The organism is Streptomyces sp. NPDC046915 (assembly GCF_040644935.1).
Taxonomy (GTDB): Bacteria; Actinomycetota; Actinomycetes; order Streptomycetales; family Streptomycetaceae; genus Streptomyces.
The window spans coordinates 181,285-208,216 of sequence record NZ_JBEYXB010000003.1; the positions used below are offsets into that span (position 1 = coordinate 181,285).

29 protein-coding genes are annotated in these 26,932 nt (G+C 70.8%); 18 read left to right on the plus strand and 11 right to left on the minus strand.

Features of this window, described 5'->3' with window-relative positions:
- Window positions 1-173 precede the first annotated feature (173 nt).
- A complete protein-coding gene (locus ABZ915_RS08950; RefSeq protein ID WP_361798201.1) occupies window positions 174-1,832 on the plus strand; it encodes a PA14 domain-containing protein in 1,659 nt (552 codons plus the stop codon).
- 105 nt (window positions 1,833-1,937) lie between these two features.
- Here the strand turns inward: ABZ915_RS08950 and ABZ915_RS08955 are convergent, their stop codons facing one another.
- The 5 genes from ABZ915_RS08955 to ABZ915_RS08975 form a co-directional block, all read right to left on the minus strand.
- Window positions 1,938-2,405: a helix-turn-helix domain-containing protein gene (locus ABZ915_RS08955; RefSeq protein ID WP_361798204.1), complete on the minus strand. Its 468-nt coding sequence runs from the start codon at window positions 2,403-2,405 to the stop codon at window positions 1,938-1,940.
- A 5-nt stretch (window positions 2,406-2,410) separates the two neighbouring features.
- The gene (dnaJ, locus tag ABZ915_RS08960; RefSeq protein WP_361798207.1) at window positions 2,411-3,613 is read right to left on the minus strand and encodes a molecular chaperone DnaJ; all 1,203 of its coding nucleotides are present in this window, start codon (window positions 3,611-3,613) and stop codon (window positions 2,411-2,413) included.
- Window positions 3,614-3,652: 39 nt separating this feature from the next.
- Complete coding sequence (gene grpE, locus ABZ915_RS08965; RefSeq protein WP_361798210.1) at window positions 3,653-4,321, minus strand: nucleotide exchange factor GrpE; 669 nt, start codon at window positions 4,319-4,321, stop codon at window positions 3,653-3,655.
- Window positions 4,318-6,162 carry a molecular chaperone DnaK gene (dnaK, locus tag ABZ915_RS08970; RefSeq protein WP_361798213.1) on the minus strand — a complete coding sequence of 615 codons (1,845 nt, stop codon included), beginning with the start codon at window positions 6,160-6,162 and terminating at the stop codon, window positions 4,318-4,320. The genes grpE and dnaK overlap by 4 nt, the downstream gene beginning before the upstream one ends.
- A 94-nt stretch (window positions 6,163-6,256) precedes the next feature.
- On the minus strand, window positions 6,257-7,405 hold the full coding sequence (locus ABZ915_RS08975; RefSeq protein ID WP_361798216.1) for an MraY family glycosyltransferase: 1,149 nt from the start codon (window positions 7,403-7,405) through the stop codon (window positions 6,257-6,259).
- A 153-nt stretch (window positions 7,406-7,558) separates the two neighbouring features.
- Between ABZ915_RS08975 and ABZ915_RS08980 the strand changes: the two genes are divergently transcribed.
- From ABZ915_RS08980 to ABZ915_RS09000, 5 genes are all read left to right on the plus strand, one after another.
- Entirely contained in the window at window positions 7,559-10,573 is a 3,015-nt protein-coding gene (locus ABZ915_RS08980; RefSeq protein ID WP_361798219.1) for an NACHT domain-containing protein, read from the plus strand.
- A 146-nt stretch (window positions 10,574-10,719) separates the two neighbouring features.
- Window positions 10,720-13,002, plus strand: coding sequence for a (Fe-S)-binding protein (locus ABZ915_RS08985; RefSeq protein ID WP_361798222.1), 2,283 nt, complete (start codon window positions 10,720-10,722; stop codon window positions 13,000-13,002).
- A gap of 125 nt (window positions 13,003-13,127) precedes the next feature.
- Window positions 13,128-13,553, plus strand: coding sequence for a hypothetical protein (locus ABZ915_RS08990; protein WP_361798225.1), 426 nt, complete (start codon window positions 13,128-13,130; stop codon window positions 13,551-13,553).
- 83 nt (window positions 13,554-13,636) lie between these two features.
- The gene (locus ABZ915_RS08995; RefSeq protein WP_361798228.1) at window positions 13,637-15,130 is read left to right on the plus strand and encodes an alpha/beta hydrolase; all 1,494 of its coding nucleotides are present in this window, start codon (window positions 13,637-13,639) and stop codon (window positions 15,128-15,130) included.
- Window positions 15,131-15,159: 29 nt separating this feature from the next.
- Complete coding sequence (locus ABZ915_RS09000; protein WP_361798231.1) at window positions 15,160-16,011, plus strand: hypothetical protein; 852 nt, start codon at window positions 15,160-15,162, stop codon at window positions 16,009-16,011.
- Window positions 16,012-16,033: 22 nt separating this feature from the next.
- Here the strand turns inward: ABZ915_RS09000 and ABZ915_RS09005 are convergent, their stop codons facing one another.
- The 5 genes from ABZ915_RS09005 to ABZ915_RS09025 form a co-directional block, all read right to left on the minus strand.
- Window positions 16,034-16,492, minus strand: a complete 459-nt coding sequence (locus ABZ915_RS09005; protein ID WP_361798234.1) for a type II toxin-antitoxin system VapC family toxin — start codon at window positions 16,490-16,492, stop codon at window positions 16,034-16,036.
- Window positions 16,482-16,760 carry a prevent-host-death protein gene (locus ABZ915_RS09010; protein WP_361798237.1) on the minus strand — a complete coding sequence of 93 codons (279 nt, stop codon included), beginning with the start codon at window positions 16,758-16,760 and terminating at the stop codon, window positions 16,482-16,484. Before ABZ915_RS09010 ends, ABZ915_RS09005 begins: the two co-directional genes overlap by 11 nt.
- Before the next feature lie 94 nt (window positions 16,761-16,854).
- Window positions 16,855-17,181: an antibiotic biosynthesis monooxygenase gene (locus ABZ915_RS09015; protein ID WP_361798240.1), complete on the minus strand. Its 327-nt coding sequence runs from the start codon at window positions 17,179-17,181 to the stop codon at window positions 16,855-16,857.
- Between the two features lie 17 nt (window positions 17,182-17,198).
- The gene (locus tag ABZ915_RS09020) at window positions 17,199-17,711 is read right to left on the minus strand and encodes a hypothetical protein (protein WP_361798243.1); all 513 of its coding nucleotides are present in this window, start codon (window positions 17,709-17,711) and stop codon (window positions 17,199-17,201) included.
- A gap of 48 nt (window positions 17,712-17,759) precedes the next feature.
- Entirely contained in the window at window positions 17,760-18,128 is a 369-nt protein-coding gene (locus ABZ915_RS09025; protein ID WP_361799436.1) for a helix-turn-helix transcriptional regulator, read from the minus strand.
- Window positions 18,129-18,511: 383 nt separating this feature from the next.
- Here ABZ915_RS09025 and ABZ915_RS09030 point away from each other — a divergent pair, with 383 nt between their 5' ends.
- The 7 genes from ABZ915_RS09030 to ABZ915_RS09060 all read left to right on the plus strand — a co-directional run bounded on the left by ABZ915_RS09030 (window position 18,512) and on the right by ABZ915_RS09060 (window position 21,448).
- Complete coding sequence (locus ABZ915_RS09030) at window positions 18,512-18,733, plus strand: WhiB family transcriptional regulator (RefSeq protein WP_361798246.1); 222 nt, start codon at window positions 18,512-18,514, stop codon at window positions 18,731-18,733.
- The gene (locus ABZ915_RS09035; RefSeq protein WP_361798249.1) at window positions 18,730-19,239 is read left to right on the plus strand and encodes a hypothetical protein; all 510 of its coding nucleotides are present in this window, start codon (window positions 18,730-18,732) and stop codon (window positions 19,237-19,239) included. Before ABZ915_RS09030 ends, ABZ915_RS09035 begins: the two co-directional genes overlap by 4 nt.
- An 8-nt stretch (window positions 19,240-19,247) precedes the next feature.
- Window positions 19,248-19,424 (plus strand): helix-turn-helix domain-containing protein, encoded by a 177-nt coding sequence (locus ABZ915_RS09040; protein ID WP_361799439.1) that lies wholly within the window; start codon window positions 19,248-19,250, stop codon window positions 19,422-19,424.
- Window positions 19,425-19,682: 258 nt separating this feature from the next.
- The gene (locus ABZ915_RS09045) at window positions 19,683-20,084 is read left to right on the plus strand and encodes a hypothetical protein (protein ID WP_132856854.1); all 402 of its coding nucleotides are present in this window, start codon (window positions 19,683-19,685) and stop codon (window positions 20,082-20,084) included.
- A 30-nt stretch (window positions 20,085-20,114) separates the two neighbouring features.
- Window positions 20,115-20,708, plus strand: coding sequence for a phage tail protein (locus ABZ915_RS09050; protein ID WP_361798252.1), 594 nt, complete (start codon window positions 20,115-20,117; stop codon window positions 20,706-20,708).
- Window positions 20,709-20,783: 75 nt separating this feature from the next.
- Window positions 20,784-21,074 (plus strand): hypothetical protein, encoded by a 291-nt coding sequence (locus ABZ915_RS09055; RefSeq protein WP_361798255.1) that lies wholly within the window; start codon window positions 20,784-20,786, stop codon window positions 21,072-21,074.
- A gap of 47 nt (window positions 21,075-21,121) precedes the next feature.
- Window positions 21,122-21,448, plus strand: a complete 327-nt coding sequence (locus tag ABZ915_RS09060; protein WP_361799442.1) for a hypothetical protein — start codon at window positions 21,122-21,124, stop codon at window positions 21,446-21,448.
- Between the two features lie 34 nt (window positions 21,449-21,482).
- Here ABZ915_RS09060 and ABZ915_RS09065 read toward each other — a convergent pair whose 3' ends face one another.
- The gene (locus ABZ915_RS09065; RefSeq protein WP_361798258.1) at window positions 21,483-21,875 is read right to left on the minus strand and encodes a DUF3592 domain-containing protein; all 393 of its coding nucleotides are present in this window, start codon (window positions 21,873-21,875) and stop codon (window positions 21,483-21,485) included.
- Window positions 21,876-21,930: 55 nt separating this feature from the next.
- Here ABZ915_RS09065 and ABZ915_RS09070 point away from each other — a divergent pair, with 55 nt between their 5' ends.
- The 5 genes from ABZ915_RS09070 to ABZ915_RS09090 are packed head-to-tail and all read left to right on the plus strand — an operon-like array spanning window position 21,931 to window position 26,927.
- Window positions 21,931-22,536, plus strand: coding sequence for a hypothetical protein (locus tag ABZ915_RS09070; protein WP_361798261.1), 606 nt, complete (start codon window positions 21,931-21,933; stop codon window positions 22,534-22,536).
- Window positions 22,537-22,549: 13 nt separating this feature from the next.
- Window positions 22,550-23,485 carry a hypothetical protein gene (locus ABZ915_RS09075; protein ID WP_361798264.1) on the plus strand — a complete coding sequence of 312 codons (936 nt, stop codon included), beginning with the start codon at window positions 22,550-22,552 and terminating at the stop codon, window positions 23,483-23,485.
- A 10-nt stretch (window positions 23,486-23,495) separates the two neighbouring features.
- Window positions 23,496-24,341 (plus strand): hypothetical protein, encoded by an 846-nt coding sequence (locus ABZ915_RS09080; RefSeq protein WP_361798267.1) that lies wholly within the window; start codon window positions 23,496-23,498, stop codon window positions 24,339-24,341.
- Complete coding sequence (locus ABZ915_RS09085) at window positions 24,328-26,712, plus strand: hypothetical protein (RefSeq protein WP_361798270.1); 2,385 nt, start codon at window positions 24,328-24,330, stop codon at window positions 26,710-26,712. The genes ABZ915_RS09080 and ABZ915_RS09085 overlap by 14 nt, the downstream gene beginning before the upstream one ends.
- Window positions 26,709-26,927: a hypothetical protein gene (locus tag ABZ915_RS09090; RefSeq protein ID WP_361798272.1), complete on the plus strand. Its 219-nt coding sequence runs from the start codon at window positions 26,709-26,711 to the stop codon at window positions 26,925-26,927. Before ABZ915_RS09085 ends, ABZ915_RS09090 begins: the two co-directional genes overlap by 4 nt.
- The last annotated feature ends 5 nt before the right edge of the window (window positions 26,928-26,932 follow it).

The window sequence follows — 26,932 nt, forward strand, 5'->3', positions numbered from 1 at the left end:
GCATCTGTGAAGGGTCAGCGGAATCGCCTTCAAACACCCTTTACGGACCCTCCACCCAACGGGAGTTCATGTGCGGGCAAAGATCAGTACAACCAACTCCATTCCTCCCGAGTCGTGATCGTCGACGACCCGGACGCCTGCCGGGTCGTCGTACCGACCGAGCAGAGGATCGAATGAAGCCAGCCAGACGCACGACAGCCGTCGCCGCGACAGCCGTCGTGCTCGCCACCGCCGGGGGCCTGCTCGGCGCCGGCGCCGCACCCGCTGCCGCCGCCGGCTGTGCGTCACCGGTCTACACCCGGCAGTTCTTCGCCAACACCACGTTCTCGGGCACTCCGAAGAAGACCGACTGCGACAGCGCGATCGACCAGGACTGGGGCACCGGCGCCCCCGCCTCCGGCCTGCCGAAGGACAACTTCGGCGTCCGCTGGAGCGTCACACGGGACTTCGGCTCCGGCGGCCCCTTCGCGCTGCCCGTCGCCGCCCAGGACGGCATCCGCGTCTACCTGGACGGCACCCGCGAGGTCGACCTCTGGAAGAACGTCTCCACGACCCGGAAGAAGACCGTCGACGTCACCGTCCCCGCCGGGAAGCACACCCTGCGCGTCGACTTCGTCAATTGGACCGGCAAGGCCCTCGTCTCCTTCGGCTACCTGCCCCGCACCACCGCCGACGTCGACAAGGTCGAGCCGCTGGCGCCGGCGGGGACCTCCGTCTCCTACGACCCGGCGACCGGCAGGGCCAAGCTGACCTGGTCGAAGAACAAGGAGCTGGACCTCGCGGGCTACCAGGTCCACCGGCGCCTGAAGGGCACCTCGTTCGGCTCCGCCCCACTCGCCACGACCACCGCCGGCTCGTACACCGACAGCACCGTCCCGGCGACCGGCGAGACCTACTACTACGAGGTCCGCGCCCTCGACAAGGCCGGCAACACCTCGTCGGGCTCCGCCGACCAGGCGGTCACCACCGCCGACCGCACCGCTCCCGCACAGGTCACCGGGGTGTCCGCCACCGGCACCACCGCGGGCGTCTCCGTCACCTGGCGGCCGTCCTCGTCACGGGACGTCGACCACTACGAGCTGTGGAGCTCGCGGAAGGGGGAACCGGACCCGGACGGCCCCGAGTTCCTGGCGGGCACGTCGTACACCGACGCCCACGCCGAGGTCGGCGCGCCGTACGCGTACACCGTGCACGCGGTGGACGCCGCCGGCAACGTCTCCCCGGTCTCCGCCCCGGCGAACGCGACCCGCCCCGCCGCGTCCGGCGTGCCCGCCCCGGCCGCCCTGAAGGGCACGCCCGCCGACGCCGCCACCACCCTGACGTGGACCGCCGGCGGCGCCGACGTCACCGGGTACCGCGTCTACCGCCGCACCCACGAGTCCGAGGCCTGGTCCCTGCTGGGCGGCACCTCGTCGGCCTCGTACGAGGACACGTCCGCGCCGAAGGGGAAGGCCTACTACTACGTCGCCGCCGTCGACGGCGCGGGCGCCGAGTCCGTGCCCTCCGGCCAGGCCGCCGTCGACCGGCTCTCACCGGCCACCGCGACCGGGCCCGCCGCGCCGAAGCTGACCCTGGAGTCCGCGGGCGGCACGCGGTTCCCCATCCGGGTCACGGCCGTGCCCGGCGCGGGTGACGAGCAGCGGGTGCTGAAGGGCTACTCCTGGGAGATCGAGGGCGCCTGCGGCGACAGCGGCGTCCAGCGGTCCACGACCGGCGCCATCTCCTGGACCCCGCCCTACAACGGCCCCTGCACGGTCACCGTGTACGCCGTGGACGCCTACGGGCGCACGGGAGGGCAGAGTTCCGCCCTGGAGTTCATGGTGGCCCGCTAGCGGCCCGCCGAGGGCCCGCGGACGGCCCGCGCTGACGGCCCGCCGACGGCCCGCACGGGAAAGGGCCCGGAGTCGCCTCCGGGCCCTCTGTCACGCATGGGTGGTTCAGTCGCTCTGCTGCTGCCGCTTCGGCCGCCACACCACCAGGGCGCTGGTCTGCTGGACCTCCTGGTACGGGACCAGGTCCCGCCGGTAGGAGGCGTGCACGGCGGCCTCGCGCTGGCGCATCGTGGCCGCGGCGCCGTCCAGGGCCGCTTGCAGTTCCGCTACGCGGGACTGGAGGGCGGCGACCTGGTTCTCCAGTTCGATGATGCGCTTGATGCCGGCCAGGTTGATGCCCTCGTCCTGCGACAACTGCTGGACGGTGCGCAGCAGTTCGATGTCGCGGGCCGAGTAGCGGCGGCCCCGGCCGGGAGTGCGGTCGGGCGAGACCAGGCCCAGGCGGTCGTACTGGCGCAGCGTCTGCGGGTGCAGGCCGGAGAGCTGGGCCGCCACCGAGATGACGTAGACCGGGGTTTCCTCGGTCAGTTCATACGGCCCACGGAAATTGTCACTGCGTCGACGGCCGTCCATCCCACTCAAGCTCCCTTCGCAGCCTCGAACAGCTCCGCGCGCGGGTCCTCGCCCGCGGTCGCCTCGCGATACGCCTCGAGCGCGTCACGAGCCTTCCCCGTCACGTCCTTGGGCACACTCACCTCGACGGTGACCAACAGGTCGCCGCGGGTGCCGTCCTTGCGGACCGCGCCCTTGCCCCGCGCCCGCATGGTGCGGCCGTTGGGCGTGCCGGGCGGCAGCTTCAGCGTGACGGCGGGGCCGCCGAGGGTCGGGACCCGGACCTCGCCGCCGAGGGCCGCCTCGGCGAACGTCACCGGGACGGTCACCGTGAGGTTGTCGCCCCTGCGGCCGAACACCGGGTGCTCGCCGACGTGCACGACCACGTACAGGTCGCCCGCCGGTCCGCCCCGCTCGCCGGGCGCGCCCTTGCCGCGCAGCCGGATGCGCTGCCCGTCGGTCACGCCGGCCGGGATGCGGACCTGCATGGTGCGGGACGACTTGGCCCGGCCGCTGCCCTTGCACTCCAGGCAGGGGTGCTCGGCCATCAGGCCGCGGCCCTTGCAGTCGGGGCAGGGGTCGGTGAGGGAGAACCCTCCCCCGGAGCCCCGGGCCACCTGGCCGGTGCCGACGCAGGTCGGGCACACGCGTGGCGTGCCGTTCTTGTCGCCGGTGCCCGAACAGGCCTTGCACGGTGCCTGCGAGGACATCCTGAGGGGGACCGTGGCCCCCTCGATGGCCTCCGTGAAGCTCAGCGTGACCTCGGACTCGATGTCCTGGCCGCGCCGGGGCTGGGTGCGCGTGGTGCCCGCACCGCCGCCCCGGTTGAACAGGCCCCCGAAGACGTCACCGATTCCGCCGCCGAAGCCGCCGCTCCCGCCCTGGGGAGCGCCTGCGCCGCCGCCTCCGAAGAGGTCGCCCAGGTCGAAGTTGAACGATCCTCCGCCCGCACCCGGCCCCGGACGACCCTGCCTGTCAAAGAGGGCTCCGTTGCCGAAGAGGGTGCGTGCCTCGTCGTACTCCTTGCGCTTCTTCGGGTCACCGAGGATGTCGTTCGCCTCGGAGATCTCCTTGAAGCGTTCCTCGGCCTTGGCGTTGCCCTTGTTGGCGTCCGGGTGGAACTCGCGGGCGAGCTTCCGGTACGCCTTCTTGATCTCGGCCTCGGTGGCGTCCTTGGGGACGCCGAGGACCTTGTAGTAGTCCTTCTCGATGAAGTCCTTGGTGCTCATCCCCGACGCCCCTCCTTCCCTGCTTGGTTCGTGTCGACGTCAGCCCTCCTCCGGGCCACCGCTCTCCTTGTCGTCGGCGGCGTCGGCCCCGGTGGTCTCCTCGGACCCCTCGGCCTTGACCGTCTGCGCGCCGGGCTGCGGCTCGGCCACGGCCACCCGCGCGGGGCGGATGGTGCGCTCGCCGATGCGATACCCGGGCTGGAGAATCGCCACGCACGTCGTCTCGGTGACGTCCGGCGCGTAGCTGTGCATCAGGGCCTCGTGGATCGTCGGGTCGAAGGGCTCGCCCTCCTTGCCGAACTGCTGGAGGCCCATCTTGGCCGCGACGGTCTCCAGCGACTCGGCCACCGACTTGAAGCCGCCGACCAGTTCGCCGTGTTCCCGCGCGCGGCCGATGTCGTCCAGCACGGGCAGGAGCTCGGTCAGGAGGTTCGCGATGGCGATCTCCTTGACCGTGATCCGGTCGCGCTCCACGCGGCGGCGGTAGTTCTGGTACTCGGCCTGGAGTCGCTGGAGGTCCGCGGTGCGCTCACCGAGCGCGGTGCGCACCTGGTCCAGCTGGGCCACCAGGCCCGCTGTCTGGTTCGCGTCCCCGGCCGGGGCCGCCTGCTCCTTGGGGGAGGAGGCGGCCTTCGGCTCGGCGTCGTCAGGGGTGGCGCCGGAGGGGACGTCGGGCTTCTCGTCGAAGCCCGGGGTCTCCTCCGTCACGCGGCACCGTCCTTGCGCTCGTCGTCGACGATCTCCGCGTCGACGACGTCGTCGTCGGCCTTGGCCTCACCGGCTCCGGCGGACTCGCCACCGGCGGCCTGCGAAGCCTGGGCGTCGGCGTACATGGCCTGGCCGAGCTTCTGGGAGACCGCCGCGACCTTCTCCGTGGCGGTGCGGATCTCGGCGGTGTCCTCGCCCTTGAGGGCTTCCTTCAGCTCGCCGATCGCGGCCTCGACCTCGGTCTTGATCTCGCCCGGGACCTTGTCCTCGTTGTCCTTGAGGAACTTCTCGGTCTGGTAGACGAGCTGCTCGCCCTGGTTGCGGCTCTCGGCGGCCTCGCGGCGGGCGTGGTCCTCCTCCGCGTACTTCTCGGCCTCCTGGCGCATGCGGTCGACCTCGTCCTTCGGCAGCGAGGAGCCGCCGGTGACGGTCATCTTCTGCTCCTTGCCGGTGCCGAGGTCCTTCGCCGTGACGTGCATGATGCCGTTGGCGTCGATGTCGAAGGAGACCTCGATCTGCGGGACGCCACGCGGCGCCGGCGGCAGACCGGTCAGCTCGAACATGCCGAGCTTCTTGTTGTAGGCCGCGATCTCGCGCTCGCCCTGGTAGACCTGGATCTGCACGGACGGCTGGTTGTCCTCGGCCGTCGTGAAGATCTCCGACCGCTTGGTCGGGATGGTCGTGTTGCGCTCGATGAGCTTGGTCATGATGCCGCCCTTGGTCTCGATACCGAGGGACAGCGGGGTGACGTCGAGGAGCAGGACGTCCTTGACCTCGCCCTTGAGGACACCGGCCTGGAGCGAGGCGCCGATGGCGACGACCTCGTCCGGGTTGACGCCCTTGTTGGCCTCCTTGCCGCCGGTGAGCTCCTTGACGAGCTCGGCCACGGCGGGCATACGGGTGGAGCCGCCGACGAGGACGACGTGGTCGATCTCGCCGAGGGCGATGCCGGCGTCCTTGATGACGTTGTGGAACGGCGTCTTGCAGCGCTCCAGCAGGTCGGCCGTCAGCTGCTGGAACTGAGCCCGGGTGAGCTTCTCGTCCAGGTGCAGCGGGCCCTCGGCGGACGCGGTGATGTAGGGCAGGTTGATCGAGGTCTCGCTGGACGAGGACAGCTCGATCTTGGCCTTCTCGGCGGCCTCGCGGAGGCGCTGGAGGGCCATCTTGTCCTTGGCCAGGTCCACGCCGTGACCGGACTTGAACTGCTGCACCAGGTAGTCGACGACGCGCTGGTCCCAGTCGTCACCGCCGAGGTGGTTGTCACCGTTGGTGGCCTTCACCTCGACGACGCCGTCGCCGATCTCCAGCAGGGACACGTCGAAGGTGCCGCCACCGAGGTCGAAGACGAGGATCGTCTGGTCGTCCTTGTCGAGGCCGTAGGCGAGCGCGGCCGCGGTCGGCTCGTTGACGATGCGCAGGACGTTCAGACCGGCGATCTCGCCGGCCTCCTTCGTCGCCTGGCGCTCGGAGTCGTTGAAGTACGCCGGGACGGTGATGACCGCGTCGGTCACCTTCTCGCCCAGGTAGGACTCGGCGTCGCGCTTCAGCTTCTGGAGGATGAAGGCGGAGATCTGCTGCGGGTTGAAGGGCTTCCCGTCCAGCTCCATCTTCCAGTCGGTGCCCATGTGACGCTTGACGGACCGGATGGTCCGGTCCACGTTGGTGACCGCCTGACGCTTGGCGACCTCGCCGACGAGCACCTCGCCGTTCTTGGCGAAGGCGACGACGGACGGCGTGGTCCTGGCGCCCTCTGCGTTGGTGATGACGGTGGGCTCGCCGCCTTCGAGAACGCTGACGACGGAGTTAGTCGTGCCCAGGTCGATGCCGACCGCACGTGCCATGGTGAATTCCTCCAGCTGACTTGAGTGGAACAGGCTCAAGTGTGCATGAGGGGGGCCGCCCGGTCAACAGACCTGAGTCGAGCAGGCTCAAGTCTTATCCGTTCCTTACACGCAATGTGCCGGTGACCTGCGCGGATGTCCGCGTGGACGTGTGCCTGGACGTTTGTGTGGACACCCGCATGGACGTCTGCGCGGGCGCCCGCATGCCCGTCTGCGTACCCGTCCGCATGGATGTCTGCGTGGACGACTGCGTGGATGTCTGCGCGGCCGTCCGGCGGCGCCCGTAGGCGGGTACCCGAAGCAGCCCGAGCACGACCACGGACGCCCCGCCGACCACCCACAGCACGGCCGGCTCCCCCGCCCAGCCGCTGTGCACGAGCACCCCGACGGCCACCGCCGCGAAGGCCCCGGCACCCAGCAGCACGGTGACCCCCGGCGGGGTGAGCCCGAGCCGCCGCAGCCGGTGCGCGAGATGGTCCGGCCCGCCGCGCAGCAGCGGCCGCCGGGCCATGAGCCGGGAGAGGACCACGAGGACCACGTCCGCGGTGGCGACGGCGGTGAGCGGGAACAGCACCCGCACGCTGGACCCGAGCGGGTACCCCGCGCGCGCGAACACCGCGGCGGAGGCGAGCAGGAACCCGGTGAACAGCGACCCGCAGGCCCCGAGCCCGATCCGCGCGGGCGGCCAGTTGTGCATGAGGAACCCGGTGAGGGCGGCGGCCAGCACGCTCAGCAGCACCGCCAGCCCGTCCATCACCTCGGCCGCCGCGCACGCCCCCGCCCCGAACGCCGTGACCACGCCGACCGTTCCCGCGAGCCCGTCGGCATGGTCCAGCGCCCGGAAGGCGAGCGTGACGAAGACGATCCAGAGCACCGCCAGCAGCCCGGCGAGCAGCCCCGTCTCCTCGTACGGCACGACACAGGCGGCCGCCACCGCCGCACCGGCGACCAGTACCCGCGCCCGCAGCCGCCACACATCCGCGACCAGCCCGAGCGCGGCGACCCCGGCCCCGGCGACCAGCAGGTCCCCCACCCCGTCCCCCAGCGGCGCGACCCGCGTCCACTGCCCCGTGCCGGCGACCAGGCAGGTGACGGCCACCACGGCCAGTCCCCCGAACAGCGGCATGGGCCGCTGCCGCCGCCGGTCGACGATCCCGGCCCGCAGGACCGGCCCCCTCAGCAGCGCCGCGAGCACGGCGGTCAGGAGGAGGGCGGCGGTGGCGGCGAGGATCCCGTAGAGCACGGCAATAAATTAGGCATGAAAGTAGCAATTTTGGATGAATAACACGATCCGATTGCCTGGCGAGTGGGCAGCTCCACCGCAGGAAGGACCCGCGGGCCGTCCCCTGTGGGAATCTGGAGCACTGGGGGTCGAAGGGGCTCGGGGGGCGACTCGGTGGGGGACAGGCTCGAAGTCTGGGCGGTGGGCGCGGGCGGCTTCCTGCTCGGCGTCGCCGTCCTCGCCCTGAAGGACTGGCTCGGCGGCAAGCTCAAAGTGCTGCTCGAGTTCCTGTACGGCCAGTTCGCGGGGAGCCGGCTGCTGCGCCGCGCCGCGCTCGCGAAGTACACGCGTGAGCTCTACCGCCGCCACAAGGAGTTTCCCGTCTCGTTCCAGGTCGACGAGTCGTTCAGGCTGCCCATGGAGTCGGTGTACGTACCGCTGCGCGGCGGCAACGGCCACGGCAACGGCTCGGTCGACCGGCTGGAGGCCGCGCTGCGGCGGAAGAGGCGTACGGTCGTGCTGGGCGTCCCCGGCGCCGGCAAGACCATGCTGCTGCGCCACGAGACGCTGATGTGGGCGAAACGCCGGATCCGCGCGGGACGCCGCCGGGTCGATCTCGGCGACCTGAAGGACATCCCGGTCCTCTTCGAGCTCCACCGGCTGAACAAGGGCGAGGGAAGCGGCCTGGAAGGCCACCTGAGCGACCACTTCAAGCGCCACGGCTTCCCCCGCGCGGACAAGTGGGTGGCGAGCGCGCTGGCCCGGGGCGATCTCGCCCTCTACTTCGACGGCCTGGACGAGGTGTCGACCGACCTGCGCGAGCGGGTGGTCGGGATGATCAAGGACTTCGCGGAGACGTACCCCGAGTGCCGGATCGTGGTCACCTGCCGGGTGGCGGTCTACGAGGGGCAGTTCGCCGAGTTCCACCAGACCCTGCGCGTGAAGGACTTCGACGAGCACCTCATCCGCCGCTTCCTGGGCGGCTGGCCCTGGCAGGCGGGCACGGCGGAGGCGACCAGCAGCGTGGACCAGCTCCTCGGTGCCCTGCGGGACACCCCGCAGATCATGTCGCTGGCCCGCAACCCGCTCCTGCTGACGATGATCGCCTACCTCTACGACTTCGTGTACGCCGGCACCGACCAGGTCCTCCCGCACACCCGGGCCGACTTCTACAAGCAGGTCACCGACAACCTGCTGATCGACCGCCGGCGCCGGTCCGTCTTCCCGTATCCGCTGAAGAAGGCCGTGCTGCGTCATCTCGCACTGGTCGCCCAGGACGTGCCGTCCCAGGCGCACGACCGGCTGGCGATGCCCGCGGAGACGGTGCTCGGCCGGATCGGGGCGGTGCTGGAACAGCACGGCAGGGACACCTCCCAGGCCGAGGAGGTCCTGACGGAGATCGTCGAGCGCAGCGGACTGCTGCTGGCCGTGGACAACGGCGAGCGGTACCAGTTCGCCCACCTCACTCTTCAGGAGTACCTGGCGGCGGAATTCCTGGCGGCCGACCCCGGGGGCCTGCTGGACCGCTACCGCGCGGACCCGCCCGCCTGGCGCGAGGCGGTACGACTGTGGTGCGGGGCGGAGGCGCGGGACTGCACGGAGGTCGTCCGGGCCGTCCGCGATCACGACGCCGTGCTCGCCTTCCAGTGCCTGGCGGACGCGCACACCGTCGACGACGACCTGGCGGAGTCCATCCTGGACGGCTTCCGCCGACGGCTGGCGCACGCCGGGGACACGGAGATCGCGGCGTTCGGGCTGGTGGCGGGGGACCGGCGGACGCGGGGAGAGAGGGTTTTCGAATTCCTGCGGGAGATCGCGGCGACGTCCCACGACTCCCGTCGCACCCGCGCGGCCACCCGGGCCCTGGCGGCGACGCATCTGCCGCAGGCGGTGGAGGCCCTGGCGGAGCTGGCCGTGTCACCGAACGGCCCGGCATGGGCGGCGCTGGGGCAGATGGGGGACCTGGCGGTGCCGGCGTTCGAGGAGATGGCTCCGGTGCGGCCGGAGGCGTACCGGATGCTGTGGGCGATCCGTACGCCGAAGGCCGCGCTGGCGTTGAACAGGCTGATGTGGGAGGTGCCCTCGAGGGCCTCCGTCGACCGGTACTTCTACCTCGGGGAACTCCTGACGGTGCCGGAGATCGCGGCCGAACTGCGGACCGCGCCGACGGACCGGGGCACCGTCCCCACCTGGGTCTGGCGGCCCTTCACCGAGGGGTACCACGACGCTCGGGCGGAGATCGCCGGAAGGATCGGGCAGGTCCTGCGCGACAGCGAGGAGGACGAGCTGCGGCGCTCCGACCTGCCTGATCCCGATCCCCGGATCGTCGCGGCGGTGGCCCTCCTCCACGAGCACGGCCCCCGGCAAGAGCTGGAGCTGACCGTGCGGATCCCGACCGGCCTGGCCGCCGCCGTGACAGATCTGAGCACGTCCAGCGGCGCCCTCAGGCAGGAGAGGGCGGGCGAGTACCTGATCGACGTGCGCGCCTTCGGCCACCAGATGGAGTCGCTCCTCGACGACGACGGGTCCCCGCCGATCGACGCCGACCAGGCACGGAGCCGCACGCTGGACGTCTGTCTCGCCGTGCTCGGGCAGGCCGGGCTGCCGGCCCGGCGGCGGGCGCTGCTCGACCGCCTGCCTCCCGCCCTCCGTCTCCGCGCCGCCGTCGCACTGCTCACCCAGGGCTGGTACGCCGACCCGCAGACGTGGGTCACCGCCCAGGCCGACCCCGGGACACCCGGGTACGGCTTCCTCCGGCACTGGTCCACCGGCCTCACGCTGCTGCTCTGGCTCGCGATCAGCGGCCTCGCCGGGTGGCGGGCACTGCCCCCCACGGCGGGCGGCCAGCCCTGGGGACCGGCATGGCTGGGCTGGGTGGCGACGGCCGTCATCGTCGCCGGGTGGGCGGCAGTCGTCACCTTCGCCCGGTACAGGGGGCGGAGCGACCGCGTGTTCGTCGTCGGGGCCACGCTGTTCACCGCCGTGGCCGCGCTGTTCACCGTCTCCTACTACGCCTTCCACGCCGTCGAGCGGGTCTGGGGCAATCCGGTCGCGACCTGTGCCGCCGCCGCGGTCGTGACCTACTCGGGCGCGGCCGCGCTCGCCGCGAGCGCCCTGAGGGACCGCAAGAACGCCCTCACCCACCCGGTCCGCCACCTCGTGCTGGATCCCCTCCTGCCCCACCCCTAACCTGCACTCAGGCACGCCTCAGCGATCCAGATCACCCCGCACCCGGCTGCATCCCGACGGAAGATGGGGGTAGTCTCAGACGGACTGCATAAGTTACCGCTTAGTAATGTTGCTCAGTTAATTCGAGGCCGCCTCAGGAGCCCCCAATGCAACTCGCCGCGATCATCGTGTCGCTGGTCCTGACCGTGGTCGGCGTTGCCCTGCTCGCCCGTGCCATCGGCCAGTTCGTCCGGTACTTCAAGCTGGGCCAGCCCGTCCCCGCCGGCAGCCGGACCGACAACCCGTACCAGCGCAGCGTGACCCTGGTCCGGGAGTTCCTCGGCCACACCCGGATGAACCGCTGGGGGATCATCGGCTTCGCCCACTGGTTCGTGGCCATCGGCTTCCTGACGCTGCCGCCCACGATCATCAACGCCTACGGCCAGCTCTTCCAGGCCGACTGGTCGCTGCCGGTGCTCGGCGACTTCGTGCCGTACGAGATGTACATCGAGTTCATCGGCGTGATGACCACGCTCGGCATCGCGACGCTGATCGTCATCCGACTGCTGAACCTGCCGTCGCGGCCGGGCCGCAAGTCGCGCTTCGCGGGCTCGAAGATGGGCCAGGCGTACTTCGTCGAGTACGTCATCCTCATCATCGGCCTCGCCATCTACATGCTGCGTGGCCTCGAGGGCGCCCTGCACCACGTGGACCACTACGAGGCCGGCTACTTCGCCTCCTACCCGGTGATCCTGGCGCTGAAGGGGCTGAGCGTCTCCACGCTCCAGAACCTCACCTACCTGTTCGCCATGATCAAGCTGGGCACGACCATGATCTGGATGATCACGGTCTCGCTCAACACCAACATGGGCGTGGCCTGGCACCGCTTCCTGGCGTTCCCGAACATCTGGTTCAAGCGCAACGCGACCGGTGAGACGGCCCTGGGCGGCCTCCAGCCGATGACGAGCGGCGGCAGGCCGATCAACTTCGAGGACCCGGGCGACGACGACGTCTTCGGCGTCTCGCAGGTCGAGCAGTTCTCCTGGAAGGGCCTGCTCGACTTCTCCACCTGCACCGAGTGCGGCCGCTGCCAGTCGCAGTGCCCCGCCTGGAACACCGGCAAGCCCCTCTCCCCCAAGCTCCTGATCATGTCCCTGAGGGACCACGCCCACGCCAAGGCGCCGTACCTGCTCGCGGGTGGCGGCAAGACCATGGAGGGCGAGGAGAAGGCGTCCGAGGAGCAGCTGAAGGACGTCCCCGCCACCGCCCTGGCGGAGGCCGAGCGCCCGCTCATCGGCACCGCGGAAGAGAACGGCGTCATCGACCCGGACGTGCTGTGGTCCTGCACGACCTGCGGCGCGTGCGTCGAGCAGTGCCCGGTGGACATCGAGCACGTCGACCACATCGTCGACATGCGCCGCTACCAGGTCATGATCGAATCGGCCTTCCCCTCCGAGGCGGGCACGATGCTCAAGAACCTGGAGAAGAAGGGCAACCCCTGGGGCCTGGCGAAGAAGCAGCGCCTGGAGTGGCTCAAGGAGGTCGACTTCGAGATCCCGGTCGTCGGCAAGGACATCGAGGACCTCTCCGAGGTCGAGTACCTGTACTGGGTCGGCTGCGCCGGCGCCCTGGAGGACCGCGCCAAGAAGACCACGAAGGCCTTCGCCGAACTCCTCCACATCGCGGGCGTCAAGTTCGCGATCATGGGCGGCGACGAGAAGTGCACCGGCGACTCCGCCCGCCGCCTCGGCAACGAGCCCCTGTTCCAGGAGCTCGGCATGGAGAACGTGATGGCCCTGAACACGGCGTTCGGCGAGGAGCTGGACGACGACGGCAAGGTCACACCGGAGTCCGCGAAGCCGAAGTCGGCGAAGAAGATCGTCGCCACCTGCCCGCACTGCCTGAACACGCTCGGCAACGAGTACCCGCAGCTCGGCGGCGACTACGAGGTCATCCACCACACCCAGCTGCTCCAGCACCTGGTGGACGAGGGCAAGCTGATCCCGGTCACCCCGGTCGAGGGCATCATCACCTACCACGACCCCTGCTACCTGGGCCGCCACAACAAGATCTACACGCCCCCGCGCGAGATCATCGCCAGCGTCCCGGGCCTGCGCAACGAGGAGATGCACCGCCACAAGGAGCGCGGCTTCTGCTGCGGCGCCGGCGGCGCCCGGATGTGGATGGAGGAGCGGATCGGCAAGCGCATCAACAACGAGCGCGTCGACGAGGCCCTCTCCCTCAACCCGGACATCGTCTCGACGGCTTGCCCGTTCTGCCTCGTCATGCTGACCGACTCGGTCAACGGCAAGAAGAACGATGGCAAGGCCAAGGAGTCCATCCAGGTCGTGGACGTCGCCCAGCTCCTCCTCGACTCCGTGAAGACCCCGGTCGACCCGGCGGGCGAGGCGGAGACGGAGAACGAGCCGGAGCCGGAGCCGGTGAAGTAACCACCCTGCTCGGTACGACCGACGCCCCGCACCTGTCCGGTGCGGGGCGTCGGTCGTACCGGGCTCGGCGGAGTCCTGGTGCCGTGACAGGCACCATTCGCCCTGCCGGTGGCTACTCTGCCGATGTGGCCGATGAGGAGGACAGCGGGAACGGCTCGGTCCGGGGCCGTCCGTGGGACCTGGTGGTCTCCACCGTCATGCTGGAACTCGTCGGCCTCGCCTTCGCCGGGATCCTCACCCTGTTGGCGTGGCCGTTCGGGTGGCTGCCCGACCCCGGTCTCGTCGCCCTCGTGACGACCATGTGCGCGTTCGGTCCCGCGGTCGAGTCGTACCGGGCGGGGCCGCCGCGTCGCCTTGCCGTCGTCGCCGCCCTCCTCGCGCCGGCAACGGTCGCCCTGCTCTTGGACGCGGCGGCGAACTGGGCCTTCCCGACGCTGACCGGCCCGGACGTCGGCCTCCTCGTCGGCTACCTCCTCGCCGCACCCGTGGGCGTGGCTGTGCTGGCCTGGTTCCTCAACAGGGCGAACGGCACGGGAAACGGGCGGTGTTGAGGGGGCCTATGGGGTAAACCCCCGTGCGCAGAGGCCTGTTGGCGGGATGTCGGGGATGGACGGGGCAGGCGAAGCTCGTCCGTATGACGAAGATCAAGCGAAACGCGGCCCTGCTCGCCGCCTCCGCCGCCCTCCTGAGCCTCGCCGTACCCCTCACCACGGCCTCCGCCTCGACGGCCGGCGACGCCAGGCCACCGTCGCTCGACTGGGCGAAGTGCGAGGGAACAGGTCTCGATCCGCGGCAGGAGTGCGCGAGCATCGAGGTGCCGATGGACTACGCCGACCCGCACGGCAAGAAGATCACCCTCGCGTTCTCCCGCATCCCTGCCGAGAACCCGAAGACACGCCGCGGCGCCCTGTTCATGATCCCCGGCGGACCCGGCGGCGGCAGCCTCGACCAGCCCTCGGGCAAGGGGCAGAAGCTGCCGCAGGAGGTACGGGACACCTACGACCTGATCGGGTTCGATCCCCGCGGGTACGGCCGCTCCACCCCGGTGAGCTGCGGCATGGAACAAGGCGACCTCGCCCGGACGAAGCTCCTTCCCTGGCCCGCCCCCGACGGCTCCGTCACCCAGAACATGGCCACCGCGCGGCGGATGTCGGAAGCCTGCGCACGCAACGGCGGCCAGTTGATACGGCACATCAGCACCGCCAACGAGGCCCGCGACCTCGACCGCATCCGGGCGGCGCTCGGCGAGCGGAAGATCTCCGCCTGGGGCGTCTCGTACGGCACGTACGTCGGCGCCGTCTACAACGAGCTGTTCCCGCACCGCACCGACCGCTTCGTGCTGGACAGCAACGACAACCCCGACCACGAGCGGGTGGAGCGGGCCTGGCTCGCCGCGTACGAGGTGGGCGCCGAGGACAACTTCCCCGAGTTCGCCAAGTGGGCGTCGCGGCCGGACAACCCCCAGCGACTGGCCGGGACCCCGGCCGAGGTGCGCCGGCTCTTTCTCCGTCTCGCCGCACGCCTCGACCGTGCGCCCCTCCCGTGGCCCGGCGCCAACCCGGAAGAGCTCAACGGCGACGTGCTCCGCCAGACGATGCTGGACAGCTTCTACGACCCCGACAACTATCCCGCCCTGGCCAAGCTGATCCTGGCCGCCCAGCAGGGCACCGTGCCGCCCGCGCCCCAGGCACCGCCCGAGCCGGCCCTCCAGAACGTCACCGCGGTCAGCGCCGCGACCCTCTGCAACGACGTCGCCTGGCCCAGGTCCGCGGCCGGGTACGAGAAGGAGGTCGCCGAGAGCCGCGCCAAGTTCCCGCTGACCGCGGGGATGCCGAGGAACGCGTCGATGTGCGCCGCCTGGCCGTACCCGCCGGCGGAGCCCGCGGTGAGGATCACCGACCGTGGCCCCTCCACCGTCCTCATGGTCCAGAACCGGCGTGACGTGGCCACCCCCCTCAGCGGCGCCCGCAAACTCCGCGAGGCCCTCGGCCGGCGCACCGTCATGGTGACCGTGAACTCCACCGGCCACGATGCCTACCTCGCCAACGGCAACGCCTGCGGCGACCGCACGGTCTCCCGCTTCCTGGCGACAGGCAAGCGGCCGAGGCGGGACGTCGTCTGCGGCTAGGCGCGGCCCGACACCGCTAGGCTCGTTCCATGGGGGAGCCGAACACGGTGCCCGCGGCAGGGGTCGTCCTGGTGCGTGGCCGTACGCGGGTGTGGGTGGAGCGGGGTGCGCTGCACTGGACGCGGGGGCGTACGACGGTCACCGTTCCGGGCGCGCGGATCCGCCGGGTCGAAGTCGCCGGAAAGTCGCTGACGGTGGCCCTCTTCGAGGACCAGGAAGCCGACGCGGCCAAGACGGTCCGGCACCGCAACGAGACGCTGGTCGCCGCGCTCGGCGCCGAGATCGAAGCGATCATGGGCGACGCGGGCCCCTCGGGTGACCGGCAGCCGCTGCGGCGGGAGCGGGTACGCGCATGGCCCCTGCGGATGCTGACCGGTCTCCGGGACCGGATACGGCACGGCAACCCGTGGTGGCGGCGCGCTCTCTGGTACGTGGTTCTGGGACTTCCGACGGCCGTGGGGGTGCCCGTGGAACCCCGCTACTGGTTGGGGCCCATCGCCTGGCTGTTGCTGCCGGCGAGCGTCGCGCTGCTGCGCCTGTGGGTGGACATGGCCGGGCTGGACACGCGGTGGGTGATGTGGCGGCGGGGCATCACCGTACGGGCGAGATACGAGGTGGACCCGTACAGCGAAGCCACCCATGACTACATCGTCCACTTCCGCACACTCGACGGCGAGAAGATCACGGCGCACCCGGAATTCCGAGGACGCCGGGACGAGATCCGCTACGACCCCCAGGACCCCTCACGCGTGCTCGCGCCGACCCGCGTGGCCTGGCTGGGGATCGCCCTGGTCGCGTTCATGGTCACCGGCTTCTGGGGCGTCGTCTTCGGCATCCCGGCGGTTCTCTGGGTGATCGAGCTGCTGTCACTGCCGTTCTAGAGACGGGCGCTCCGCCGGTCCGTTACCGGTCGTGCAGGACCTTCGGGCGGGTCACAGGGACGACGGTGAGGAGGTCGTCCAGTCCCTGAAAGTCGTCCGGGTTGGTGGTGAAGAGCGGGAGACCCTCGGCGACGGCGATGGAAGCGATCATCAGATCGGCAACCCGCCGCCGCGGTTTGCGACCCGCGCTGATGACGGCGGCGCAGATCCGGCCGTAGATCCGAGCGGCTTCGGCGTCGAGGGGGATGGGGTCGAACTCGTTCTCCGCGCGCTGGAGAACGTCCGTACGGCGAGCGCGTTCGACATGCTCGTCGTAGTCGTCCTGTTCCGCATTGCTGCGGACCTCATGGGGGCCTGCGGAGAGTTCGGCCAGGGTGACCGCGCTGATGGCCACTTCGGCAGGAAGTTCCTCGGGGTCGATCCAGCGGCGAAGGATCACGATGTTGGTGTCGAGGAGCCCCTGCTGGTGCTCAACGGGCATACGGGTCGTCCAGCTCCTGCTCGGCGGTGGCCTCCTGGTCGTGCCGGAAGGCGTCCAGAGACATGTCGGGGGCCGTGCGGGACATGGCGGCGAACTCCCCGCGCGGAACGAAGCGCCGACGGCGGCGCAGCGGGACCAGCTCACCGATGCGGTGCCCGTCCCGGGTGACGGTGAACGCCTGCCCGCCCTGGACGGCGTCCATGATCTCCTTCGACCTCATGCGGAGGTCACGCTGAGTGATCTCGGGCTGTGCGGTCATGGTCTTCATGGTAGCGCGGTGTAGCACCAGGTGCTACGGGGTCACGCCGACGCCTCCATGGCTCTCTGGCGCAAGAGGGCGTCGGCTTCCCCGTCGCCGCGGCCTACTCGCCCTTCGGCCCCGCCTGCTGCACGACCTCGAAGGACCAGAGCGTGGAGCCGCTGGCCGCGGGCCTGGGCCGCTCGCCGGCCTCGCCGCCGCCCTGGTGCGCGGACTTCATCGGGCCCTCCATCCACGCCTGGAAGGACTCCTCGTCACGCCAGCGCGTGTAGACGAGGTAGGTGTCGGTGCCCTCGACGGGGCGCAGCAGCTCGAACCACTCGAAGCCGTCGGAGTTCTCCACGGCGTGCGCCCGCGAGGCGAACCGCTTTTCGAGGGTCTCCCGCTGCTCGGTCGGCACGGCCAGTACGTTGATCTTGACTACGCTCATGACCCCATCCTGCCCCTTCATCCGTCCGCGTCGGGCCGCCGCACCGTATCGGCCCCCTCACCGCGTTCCCGGACGCGCTCGTGCCGTCCGCGGGCGGGTTCGTCGTGCCGGTGTCGCGGCTCAGCGCGGGCGCGCTCGTCGCCGTGGGCGGCGGCCGGGGCGATGCGGCCGGGGAAGTCGAGCAGCCGGCCCATGGCGGACAGCGGGTCGGGGTCGGCCGGGTGCTCCGCCGGGCGGGACGGGTCGGCGGCCACGTGGCCGGGGGGCTCGGGCTCGTCGGACGGGCGGACCGCTCGCGCGTGTTCTTCCCAGCCCATCCGGTACCACTGGAGGTTGGCCCGCTGCACCTCCTCGTCGGTGAGGATGCGGACCCCTTCCGGTCCCACGTCCCGGACCTTCTCACCCAGTGCGATCAGCAGGCCGCCCAGCAGCCGGGTGACCCGCTCCGTCTCGGCGGGCGACACCTCGGCGGACGGCCCCTCACCGTCGGTACCGCCCCTGTCGTTTTCCCGGCGTCCCCCGTCACCCATGTGTGCACTCCTCGCACTCCCGCGCGCCCCCGTCCCGCGTCTCTTTCCCTAACGCCCCTCCGTCAGAAACTGCCGGGCCACCTTCACGAACAGGCAACGCAGGTCCTCCGGTACGCCCATGCGCCGCGCCGCCTCCTCCGGGCTCAGCCGCCGGCCCGCCGTCGGGGCCGCCGCCGGGTCCGCGGCCGGGCCGGGGCCGAGCGGCAGATCGTCCTCGGACAGCCGTCCGGAGCGGATCAGCATGTCCCGCAGCGGTACGCCGAGCACCACGGCCAGCCGCCGCATGGTCTCGAGGTCCGGCATGCTCTGCCGCTGCAACAGCCGGGTCACCGCGGCCCGGTGCACACCGGAGTCGTCGGCCAGCCGGGACTTGCCGCCGCCGCGCGGGCCGTCGATCACATAGCCGCGCTCCCGCATCAGGTCCTCGACCCAGGCGGCGAACTCCTCCAGCGCGTCGGTGCGTTCCGTACGTTCCGCTCGTTCTGTTCGTTCCGTGCGTGCGGCGCGTGGGCTGGGCTCCATGTTCCCGCTCTCCCCTCGTTTCGGGAGCAGCGTACCGATCGCGCACGCACTGGGAGTGCGCGCGCACGCGCGTAAGGGAACGCACTTTTCTCCACCTCACCTAGGACGGCTTCCCAGATTCTTTCGAACTAATGTTCGCATGCCTGACAGTTGGCCGCACCCGTCCCGGCCACCCCCACGACCCCTCAAGTCACTTGCGCTCGCGCTCGCACGGTGTCACGCTGGCCGTCGCTCGCATGTGTCGAACAAATATTCCCATCCACGGGGAGGTGCCGCCTGTGAGCAGCGAACTCGACTGGCGCAGGGCCGCAGCCTGCGCAAACCTTCCGCAACGCTACGTGTTCACCCGTAATCCCTCCGACGCCAAGCATACGTTGCGCGCGTGCAACCAATGCCCGATCCGACGTCAGTGCGAGACCGTCGTCGACCCCGCGCACACCTGGTTCGACGGCGTCAGCGGCGGGCGGCTGTGGCGCAACGGGCGCGAGGTGGCCGTATGAACCCGGCCGTCTGGATCTCGTCCCTGCTGCGCCGATACCCCGAACTGGTCGCCGAGCTGGCGCCCGCGGCCCACGGGGGGCTGCGGGAACGGCGCGGCGGCGGGCCCGTCGGCGGCACCACCCTGCCCGTACGGCTGCATGTCTCCGACGCCCTGCGCGACATCAACGACGGCGTCGTCGAACTGGAGGAGGCCGTACGGGAACGGCTCGGCCTGCGCCCCGTACCCGCCGCCCCCGTTCCGGTCCGGCTGCGCCGGATCGCCGGGCTGCTGGAGCGGGTCGCCGCCGACCCGGTACTGGCCGCCCACGTCGAGGACGAGGCCCGGCGCATGGCCGCGCGCTGCGCCCGCGCCCTCGGCGACCCTGAGCAGATGGTCCGCCTGGCCGGCCGCTGCCCGGCCTGCGACTCGGTGTCGCTGCGGGCGTTCCCGGAGCGGGCCGAGGTGCGGTGCGTGAATCCGCCCTGCGGGCATGTCGTCGAGTCGGGAGGCAAGGAGAGCCCGTGAACTTCCCCATGGTCACGTCCGAGCTGGCCGCCACCGAGGCCGGCGTCACCCCCGCCACCATCCGCAAGTGGGTGCAGCGCGGGCATCTGCGGCCCGCCGGCACACAGGGCCGCCGGCAGCTGTACCGGCTGGAGGACGTGTTCGCCGCCGAACGCGCGACGAACCGTTTACGCGGCGACCGCTGACAACCGCCGACAACCGCCGACAACCGCTGATCCGCATCCGCACCACCGGGGTCCCGTCGCTCACCGCGACGGGACCCCTTCGGCATTCCCAGCCCTCAACTCCCCCGGGAACAAGCTCAGTTGCGCGATCCCAGGGTTGCCGTCACACTCGAAGCAGCGGCAGAGCTGCGCCCGGATCCCGGGCGGCGGGCCTGCCGCTTTCTGCTGCCCGGAAACCGGGCCCCCTCTTCGCCTCCTCTTCCCGAAGGGAGCGTCCATGTGGCGATCCTGAACTTCCCCGACGTGGAGCGGCTCGTCGTCGACTTCCTGAAGAACCGGACCGAGCTGGCCGGTACCACGGTGGACAACCGGCCGCCCGCCGGGTTCGACGGCACCCAGCAGGTCGTACTCGTCTCCCGCGCCGGCGGCGCCTGGATCGACGACCTCAACCTCGACCGGCCGCTGGTCGACCTCGAGGTGTACGGCCCGGACAAGACCACCGCACTCGTCACGGCCAACGCGGCCCGCGCCTGCGCCCTGGAACTCCAAGGCACCCGGTACGGAACCGCGCTGGTCACCGACGTCGACGAGGCGGACGGACCCCGCTGGCTGCCGGACTACAACCGCCCGGCCGGCAACCGCTACCTGGCCACCCTGCGGCTGTCGATCCGCCCGGCGTAAGCCACTTCATCACTTTCCCGAGGAGCACACATGGCAGGCTTCAAGAACACCGAGATCCGCATCGCCGGCGCCGGCAACGTCTGGTGGGCCCCGGCCGGCACCACCGCCAAGGACACCACCGCGCTGGCCTCCCCGTGGGTCAACCTGGGCTTCACCTCGTCCGACGGGGTCAAGTTCAACAAGAAGGACAAGAACGACCCGGTCGACACCTGGCAGTCGATGGCCCCGGCGCGCTTCATGCTCTCCGACCGGGACCTGACCCTGAAGTTCCAGCTGCTCCAGATCAACAAGGACACGTTCCCGTTCTACCTGGGGCTGCCGTCGGCCTCGGTCGTCACGGCCGGTTCGCAGACGGAGACCACCGCGCAGAAGATCGACATCGGCGGCACGCCGGGCGGCCAGGACCAGCGGGCCCTCGCCATCGACTTCGCGGACAACAACGGCACCAAGGACCTGCGCTACCGGCTGGTGGTCCCGTACGGCGCCGTCTCCGAGGTGGAGGAGCTGTCGCTGTCCCGCACCGGCGCGGTCAAGCTGGGCGTCACCTTCACCGCGCTGTCCGGCGACGACCCGACCAAGCCGATGGCGACCTGGCTGGTCAACGACCCGGCCGCGCTGGCCTGATCATCCCTCCCCCCCATCGGGCCCGGCGTGCGCGCGCACGCCGGGCCCGGCCAACCCCATGGAATGGAGCCCGAGATGACCACTTTCAACGTCAACGCCGCCCGCGCCCAGCGCCTGGAGGCCCTCGGCCGCGACTGGACCTTCGCGCTGGACGGCGACACCTTCGCCCTGCCGACCGAGCTGACCCGCACCACCGCGCGCAAGCTGCGCGACCTCGACGACAACGACGTGGACGGGCTGCTCCGACTCCTCCTCGGCGAGCAGCAGTTCGCCCGCTTCGAGCAGCACGACGTCACCATGCAGGACATCGCCGCGATCCTGGAGGCCTACGGCAAGGAGACGGGGCTGGGCCTGGGGGAAGACTGAGCCTCGGCGAGCTCGTCGAAGAGCACGCCGGGGCCCTGGAGGCGGATCTGCTCCGCCACTACGGCGTCGACCTCCTGGACTGGCACCGCGGCCGGCTCTCCTCCCGCCGGCTCGCGGTGCTGGTCCGGCATCTGCCACGGGACAGCGCGCTGCTGCGAGCAGTGCAGGGTGAGGCCGCCGAGTGGTCGGTGACCGACCATCTGCTCGCCGCCGTGGTCGATCAACTCGCCCAGGCCAACTGGATGTTCGCCACCGTCAACCAGGACGAGGACACGGAGCCCCTGGATCCTCCGGAGCCGCTGCCGCGCCCTGGGTCGGCTCAGGAGGCGGACACCCTGCCGAGTCCGGAGGAGATGGCCCGGTTCCTCGCCTGACCGGAGTGGGAGGGCGCGAGGGACGCCGTACGCGTCACACCAGCGCCTTGATCACGCCCGCGATCGCGGCGATCGAGGCACCTGCGACGAACACGTACATCGCGGCGCGGTACCCCCCCGCCGACTCCACTCGGTCCTCCACCAGGACGGCATGGGTCGGCTGGTCCGGATCGTAGAGGACCTGTGCCACCTCCCCCACCTCGAACATGGGGGCTTGCGGACGTTTCGACGACCTCACCCTGATCCGTCTTCCGTCATCGAGCTGGAAATAGCAGAAGGACTCCGCTTCCCCGTCCGTCCAGCTGACCCACTCGCACACCGCTTCGGCCAGCACGCCGTGCTCGTTGAGCCAGTAGACCCGGCGGACTCTGCCCCGGGCCCACAGCGCCCACCAGACGAAAAGAGAAAACAGTACCCAGGCGGTCACACCCCACCCCTCCGATCGATACGCACCAGCCAGGCGTCCAACCAGGAGGCAGCCCATGCCCAACATCACGACCGCGCAGATACGCGCCGAAGACGTCAGCAAGGTCCTGGAGCAGGCAAAGAGTATCGCCAGGGAGGTATCAAAGAACGTCTTCAAGGACTTCCAACTGCACAAGGCAGGCGGAGTCCAGGCCACCGCCGCGTCCGGCCAGGCCTTCAAGTTCGACCCCTCGGTGATCAAGTACGACGAAAAGGGCCTGACCATTGCCGGCCTGACCGTCAAAGGAGTCCCTTCCGTCCAGAGCTTTATGAAGCCCGTCGTGGAGCCGATGCTCCAACGTCTGAAATTGCTGAAGATCGAAGAGCCCAAAGCCTCCAAGAAGGACCTCGACGCACTGGCCGTCAAGGCCACCTCCGCGAAGGAATCGGCCTCGAGTGCCTTCCGCAAGGCCCACGAAGCCGACGGCTCCGTACAGCGCCTCCACCGGACCATGACCCAGAAACTCGATGGCATCGAGGTCCACATGATCAGGCAGGCCGAACAGGTCGAGAAAACGGAACGCGAAGTCGACTCGCTCAGGACCGGCGCCCGGCACACGATCACCGAGATGGACGCCCTCCTGGAGCTGATGACGGACCTGGAAACGCAAGTAGGACGTTGAGGAGGCACTACCGATGTCACTCGTACAGAGTCTGAGAAGCGCCACCAGCGCGATCCGTCAGTTCTCGTCCGCCTCCCGCACCGCCCACGGTTCCGTGCGGCAGTTGAAGGACTCCACCGCCCAGGCGAGCAGCGGCATCACCAAGTCGAATGCCGCGACCGGGAAGTTCAAGACCTCCCTCGACCACCTCAAAACCTCCTCCGGCGGCACCAAGAACGCCCTCCGCGACGTCAAGCGCCAGTCCGACGCCGTGGAGAAGTCCGTCGGGAACGCCGGGAAGAAGGCGACGGCGAGCGGGACCTCCATGAAGGGGTTCGGGTCGGGACTGAAAGGAGCGTCGCTCGCGCAGAAGGGGCTCAACACCGCCATGAAGGCCAACGCCTTCGGATTGATCATGGCGCTGCTCGCCCCGCTCATCTCGAAGTTCATCAACATGGACAAGGTCTCCGCCGCCCTCGCCAAGGGCGTGAAGTGGGCCTGGAACGCCATCTACGGCGCGATCAAGAACCACGCGGGGCCCATCAAGTCGGTGCTGAAGGGCATCATCAACGCCTTCACCGCGCTGCCCCGCGCCTACATCGGCGGCCTCAACGCCATGATCGGCGCCCTGAACCGGATCCACGTCAAGATCCCCGACTGGGTGCCCCACTTCGGCGGCCGGGAGTTCGGCATCCATCTGCCGATGCTGCCCAACATCCCCACCCTCGCCCAGGGCGGTGTCGTGCCCGCCCGCCGCGGCGGCACCCTGGCGCTGCTCGCCGAGGCCGGCGAGCCCGAGGCCGTGATCCCGCTGTCGAAGCTGGAGCGGGTGCTCGGCTCGGGCGGCGGGATGCACCGGCTCGCCGCCGCCGTCGAGAAGCTCGCCGAGCGGCCCGTGCACGTCGAGGTGGACTCGCAAGTCATCGCCCGCGCCGTCCTCGTCGGACAGCGCCAGCTCGCCCGGAGGTGAGGAAGAGACCATGGCCAGGAACCTGTGGATCGGACGGCCCGGATTCATGCGGGAGATCGCCCAGGCCGCGAAGAGCTGGGACCGCACCGCCGATCTGAACGTCACCGAGTTCAAGTCCCTCGAAGGGAACATCACCACCGTCGCGACCGCGCGCACCGTGCGCCGTATCAAACTGTCCTGGGACGCCCTGTCCCCGGGCGACGCCCAACACCTCACCCGCCTGGCCCGCCGGGTCAACGAGCCCGGCTTCCAGGGCGCCCCGCAGCCTCCGTACGGGCCGCTCGCCCTGCTCGACCCGGCGTCCGTGAACCTGCTCGACCCGTACCAGGCGACAGCCCAGAGCAGCCAGTCCAGCGGGACCGACCACTGGTTCACCGTGCAGGGCACGGTCGTCATCAGCCCGTCCGTCGCGGGCACCGTCGTCGCCGACTGCCAGGACGCGGCGAGCCGCCTCGGCTGGCGGCACGGCGTGTGGACCGGGTGGCCGGTGATGCCCGGCATGCAGGTGTCGTGGCAGCTGCCGCCCGACTGGAACCCGGCGACCGCCACCGCCCAGCTCGACTGGAAGACCGTGGACGGGACGTACCTCGCCTCCACCTCCGCGAACGACACCGACGTCACCGGGACCGCCCCGGCCGACGCCGCCTTCGTCACCCCGGTCGGCGGACCGGGCGCCACCGGCCTCTTCGGGCTCGCCGGAGCGTGCCTCACCGTCGGCGAGCCGACGAGCGCGTTCGCGCTCGGCGACGGCTGCCCGGCCATGAGCGTCACCGGCTACACCGACGTGCCCGCCTCCCCGCTGCCGTACCGCAACGTCAGCCTCGACCTGGTGGAGGTGCGCGGTGCTCAGCTCTGACCCGGCACTGGACGACGCGCTCGCCGCCCCCGACCGCACCCCGGCGCACGCCACCCGCTGCGGCGGCCGTGAACTCGGCGCCCAGGTGCAGTCCTGGAAGGCCGAACGCGCCTACAGCACCGACCTGCCCGAGGCGCTGCGCGCCTTCTCCGGCAGCGCCTCCGCCCAGCTGGAGATGCAGCTCGGCGGCGCGAGCGGGTCGCCGGCGCCCCAGCTGTACTCGGCGTGGGCCGGGCGGTACACGGGCGACGCCGTACGCCCCGGCCAGTCCGTCGTGCACGAGACGGGCCTGCTCGGCTCGACCCTGCCCGCCTTCCGCGGCACCGTCCGCTCCCGCACCGCGGCCTCCGGCACCGACACCGTCACCGTCCAGGCGCTGGACGGCGCCGAGCGGCTGCGCGGAGCGGCCCTGCTGCCCCGGCCGTACCACGGCCTGATGTACGCCAAGCCCGTGGCGAGCGCCACCTGGTGCGCGGACGAACTGCTGCGCCAGGGCGGCATCCACACCTGCCCGCCGCCCCGCGCACCCGCGGCGAGCACCGACGTCACCGCGCCCTTCACCGCGCTGTACGCCTCGCTGCACGGCGGCTTCAACGCCACCCACGGCCAGCCGGAGACGCTGCCCGACCCGGCGTCGTACTCCTGGATCCGGGACGGCGCGCCGCACGAGATGGCCCTGATGCCGGCCGCCGCGGGGCTGACGGTGTCCTGGATGCCGCGGTCCCGGTTCGTCGTGGCCGGCAAGGTGTTCCAGGCCGAGCTGCACGTCAACACGGCCCGTGCCGTGGGCAGCACCCTGGAGCTGAAGCTGGTCTTCGACCGCAGCGCGGGCGCCTACGGCAACTACGCGATGAACGTCGACTTCGCGGCCGGCACCGTGAAGATCACCTCCGGGACGGTCGGCGGCAGCGGCCAGGTCTTCAGCTGGACCGTGCCGAAGCTGGCGTCCCTCAAGGGCTCCTGGCACCTGGGCTTCACGGTGGACACCCGGGCCGGGACCACGTCCGCCGCCACACCGGCGACCGTGTACCCGCGGCTGACCGCACCCGACGGCGAGTACGTCGTGCCGTCCACCGCGCCCGGCACGTTCAGCGACGCCACCTCCACCCAGCCGCCGTCCGAGCTCTTCCGGATCGACCTGAAGACGGACGTGGCCGTGGAGTGCCTCCAGGTCACCGACCGGGTCTGGCCCGACCTCACCTCCTACACCGCCGACGAGTGGGAGCAGCGGGGCCGCTGGGCCAAGGCCGCCGAACTGGACGACGTCACGGTCCCCCTCTTCGACGTGCCGAAGGTCTCCGGCTCCCAGTGGGACGCGATCACCGAGATCGCGCGGGCGACCATGTCCACGGCCGAGTTCGACGAGCAGGGCGTCTTCCGCTGGCGCGGCCCCGGGCGGTTCCAGAAGGTGCCCGCGCAGCCGGACGTGACCGTCACGACCCGGCGGGACATCGCCTCGATCACCGTCTCCGAGGAGATCGACGCCTGCCGCAACCACTGCGAACAGCCCTACCAGGACTACACCGCGGTCCGCAGCACCTACGCCGACACGACCACCGACACCGCCGTACGGGAGATCAAGCCGGGCACGGCGGTGGAGGTGGCGTACGCCATGGCCGACGACGAGCTCGACATCGGCCCGCTCCAGATCGAGGACGACGCGTCGTCGACGGCCGGGCACAAGGTCCGCTTCGGCAGCGCGGCCGCCGGCGGCACCTCGGTCAAGGGAAGCGTCACGGTCAGCGCCCGGCGCGACGGCCCGAACTACATCGTCCGGTTCATCAACCACGGCACGGCGAGCGTGTGGACGGTCACCAAGGACGGCAAGCCGTCGGTGCAGATCGTGCCGCAGAAGCGGACCGCGGACCCGGCCCAGCGCACGGCCCTCTGGTACAACACCACGAGCCAGAGGTACTACGGCAAGCAGGTCTACCAGGCTCCCGCGAGCGACTGGGTGCAGCAGCTCCAGGTGGCCTCCGACCTCTCCCACGCCATGCTCGACGCCGGCCGCTACCCGGTCCCCGTGCTCGGCGAGGTGGACGTCCTGCACGACCCGCGCATCCAACTCGGCGACGTCGTACGGGTGGTGGACAGCACCGGCGCCGCGCTGGACACCCTCGCCTGGGTCGTCGGCATCCGCACCACCTGCCAGGCGGGCTCGGTGCCCCAGCAGACACTGACCCTGCGCGGGACCTCCTACAACGGCGTCCCCCTGGACTCCGGCCTGACGCCCGACCCGCCGGTGGACCCGCAGTACGGCACCCGGCGCAGCTACGCCCTGGTCGCCGCGCAGTTCCCGACCCTGGACGACCTCACACAGAGCAAGCTCAGCTACCGCGAGCTGCTCCAGCCGCCGGGAGGCGCCGCATGAGCGACCAGCCCGCACCGGTGACCGAGGACGACGGCACGGCCGTACTCGCGCCGGACGGCTCCACACAGGACGGCTCCACACAGGACGACCCGGCTCAGGACGACCCGGCTCAGGACGGCGACACCGCCACGCCCGTGCCCGTGGACAGCGCCACCGCCCGCTCGGGAGACGACGGCAGCCCCTTCGACACGCTCCCGCCGGCCCTCGGCACCTGACCGCC

Coding starts and splice junctions, on each gene's coding strand:
- ABZ915_RS08985 (WP_361798222.1), top strand. CDS start 10,720: ATGCAACTCGCCGCGATCATCGTGTCGCTGGTCCTGACCGTGGTCGGC.
- ABZ915_RS09080 (WP_361798267.1), top strand. CDS start 23,496: ATGGCCAGGAACCTGTGGATCGGACGGCCCGGATTCATGCGGGAGATC.
- ABZ915_RS09040 (WP_361799439.1), top strand. CDS start 19,248: ATGGTCACGTCCGAGCTGGCCGCCACCGAGGCCGGCGTCACCCCCGCC.
- ABZ915_RS08955 (WP_361798204.1), bottom strand. CDS start 2,405: ATGGACGGCCGTCGACGCAGTGACAATTTCCGTGGGCCGTATGAACTG.
- ABZ915_RS08995 (WP_361798228.1), top strand. CDS start 13,637: ATGACGAAGATCAAGCGAAACGCGGCCCTGCTCGCCGCCTCCGCCGCC.
- ABZ915_RS09015 (WP_361798240.1), bottom strand. CDS start 17,181: ATGAGCGTAGTCAAGATCAACGTACTGGCCGTGCCGACCGAGCAGCGG.
- ABZ915_RS09050 (WP_361798252.1), top strand. CDS start 20,115: ATGGCAGGCTTCAAGAACACCGAGATCCGCATCGCCGGCGCCGGCAAC.
- ABZ915_RS09020 (WP_361798243.1), bottom strand. CDS start 17,711: ATGGGTGACGGGGGACGCCGGGAAAACGACAGGGGCGGTACCGACGGT.
- ABZ915_RS09010 (WP_361798237.1), bottom strand. CDS start 16,760: ATGAAGACCATGACCGCACAGCCCGAGATCACTCAGCGTGACCTCCGC.
- dnaK (WP_361798213.1), bottom strand. CDS start 6,162: ATGGCACGTGCGGTCGGCATCGACCTGGGCACGACTAACTCCGTCGTC.
- ABZ915_RS09000 (WP_361798231.1), top strand. CDS start 15,160: ATGGGGGAGCCGAACACGGTGCCCGCGGCAGGGGTCGTCCTGGTGCGT.
- ABZ915_RS09055 (WP_361798255.1), top strand. CDS start 20,784: ATGACCACTTTCAACGTCAACGCCGCCCGCGCCCAGCGCCTGGAGGCC.
- ABZ915_RS09075 (WP_361798264.1), top strand. CDS start 22,550: ATGTCACTCGTACAGAGTCTGAGAAGCGCCACCAGCGCGATCCGTCAG.
- ABZ915_RS09005 (WP_361798234.1), bottom strand. CDS start 16,492: ATGCCCGTTGAGCACCAGCAGGGGCTCCTCGACACCAACATCGTGATC.
- ABZ915_RS09035 (WP_361798249.1), top strand. CDS start 18,730: ATGAACCCGGCCGTCTGGATCTCGTCCCTGCTGCGCCGATACCCCGAA.
- ABZ915_RS09025 (WP_361799436.1), bottom strand. CDS start 18,128: ATGCGGGAGCGCGGCTATGTGATCGACGGCCCGCGCGGCGGCGGCAAG.
- ABZ915_RS09090 (WP_361798272.1), top strand. CDS start 26,709: ATGAGCGACCAGCCCGCACCGGTGACCGAGGACGACGGCACGGCCGTA.
- dnaJ (WP_361798207.1), bottom strand. CDS start 3,613: ATGAGCACCAAGGACTTCATCGAGAAGGACTACTACAAGGTCCTCGGC.
- ABZ915_RS08950 (WP_361798201.1), top strand. CDS start 174: ATGAAGCCAGCCAGACGCACGACAGCCGTCGCCGCGACAGCCGTCGTG.
- ABZ915_RS09070 (WP_361798261.1), top strand. CDS start 21,931: ATGCCCAACATCACGACCGCGCAGATACGCGCCGAAGACGTCAGCAAG.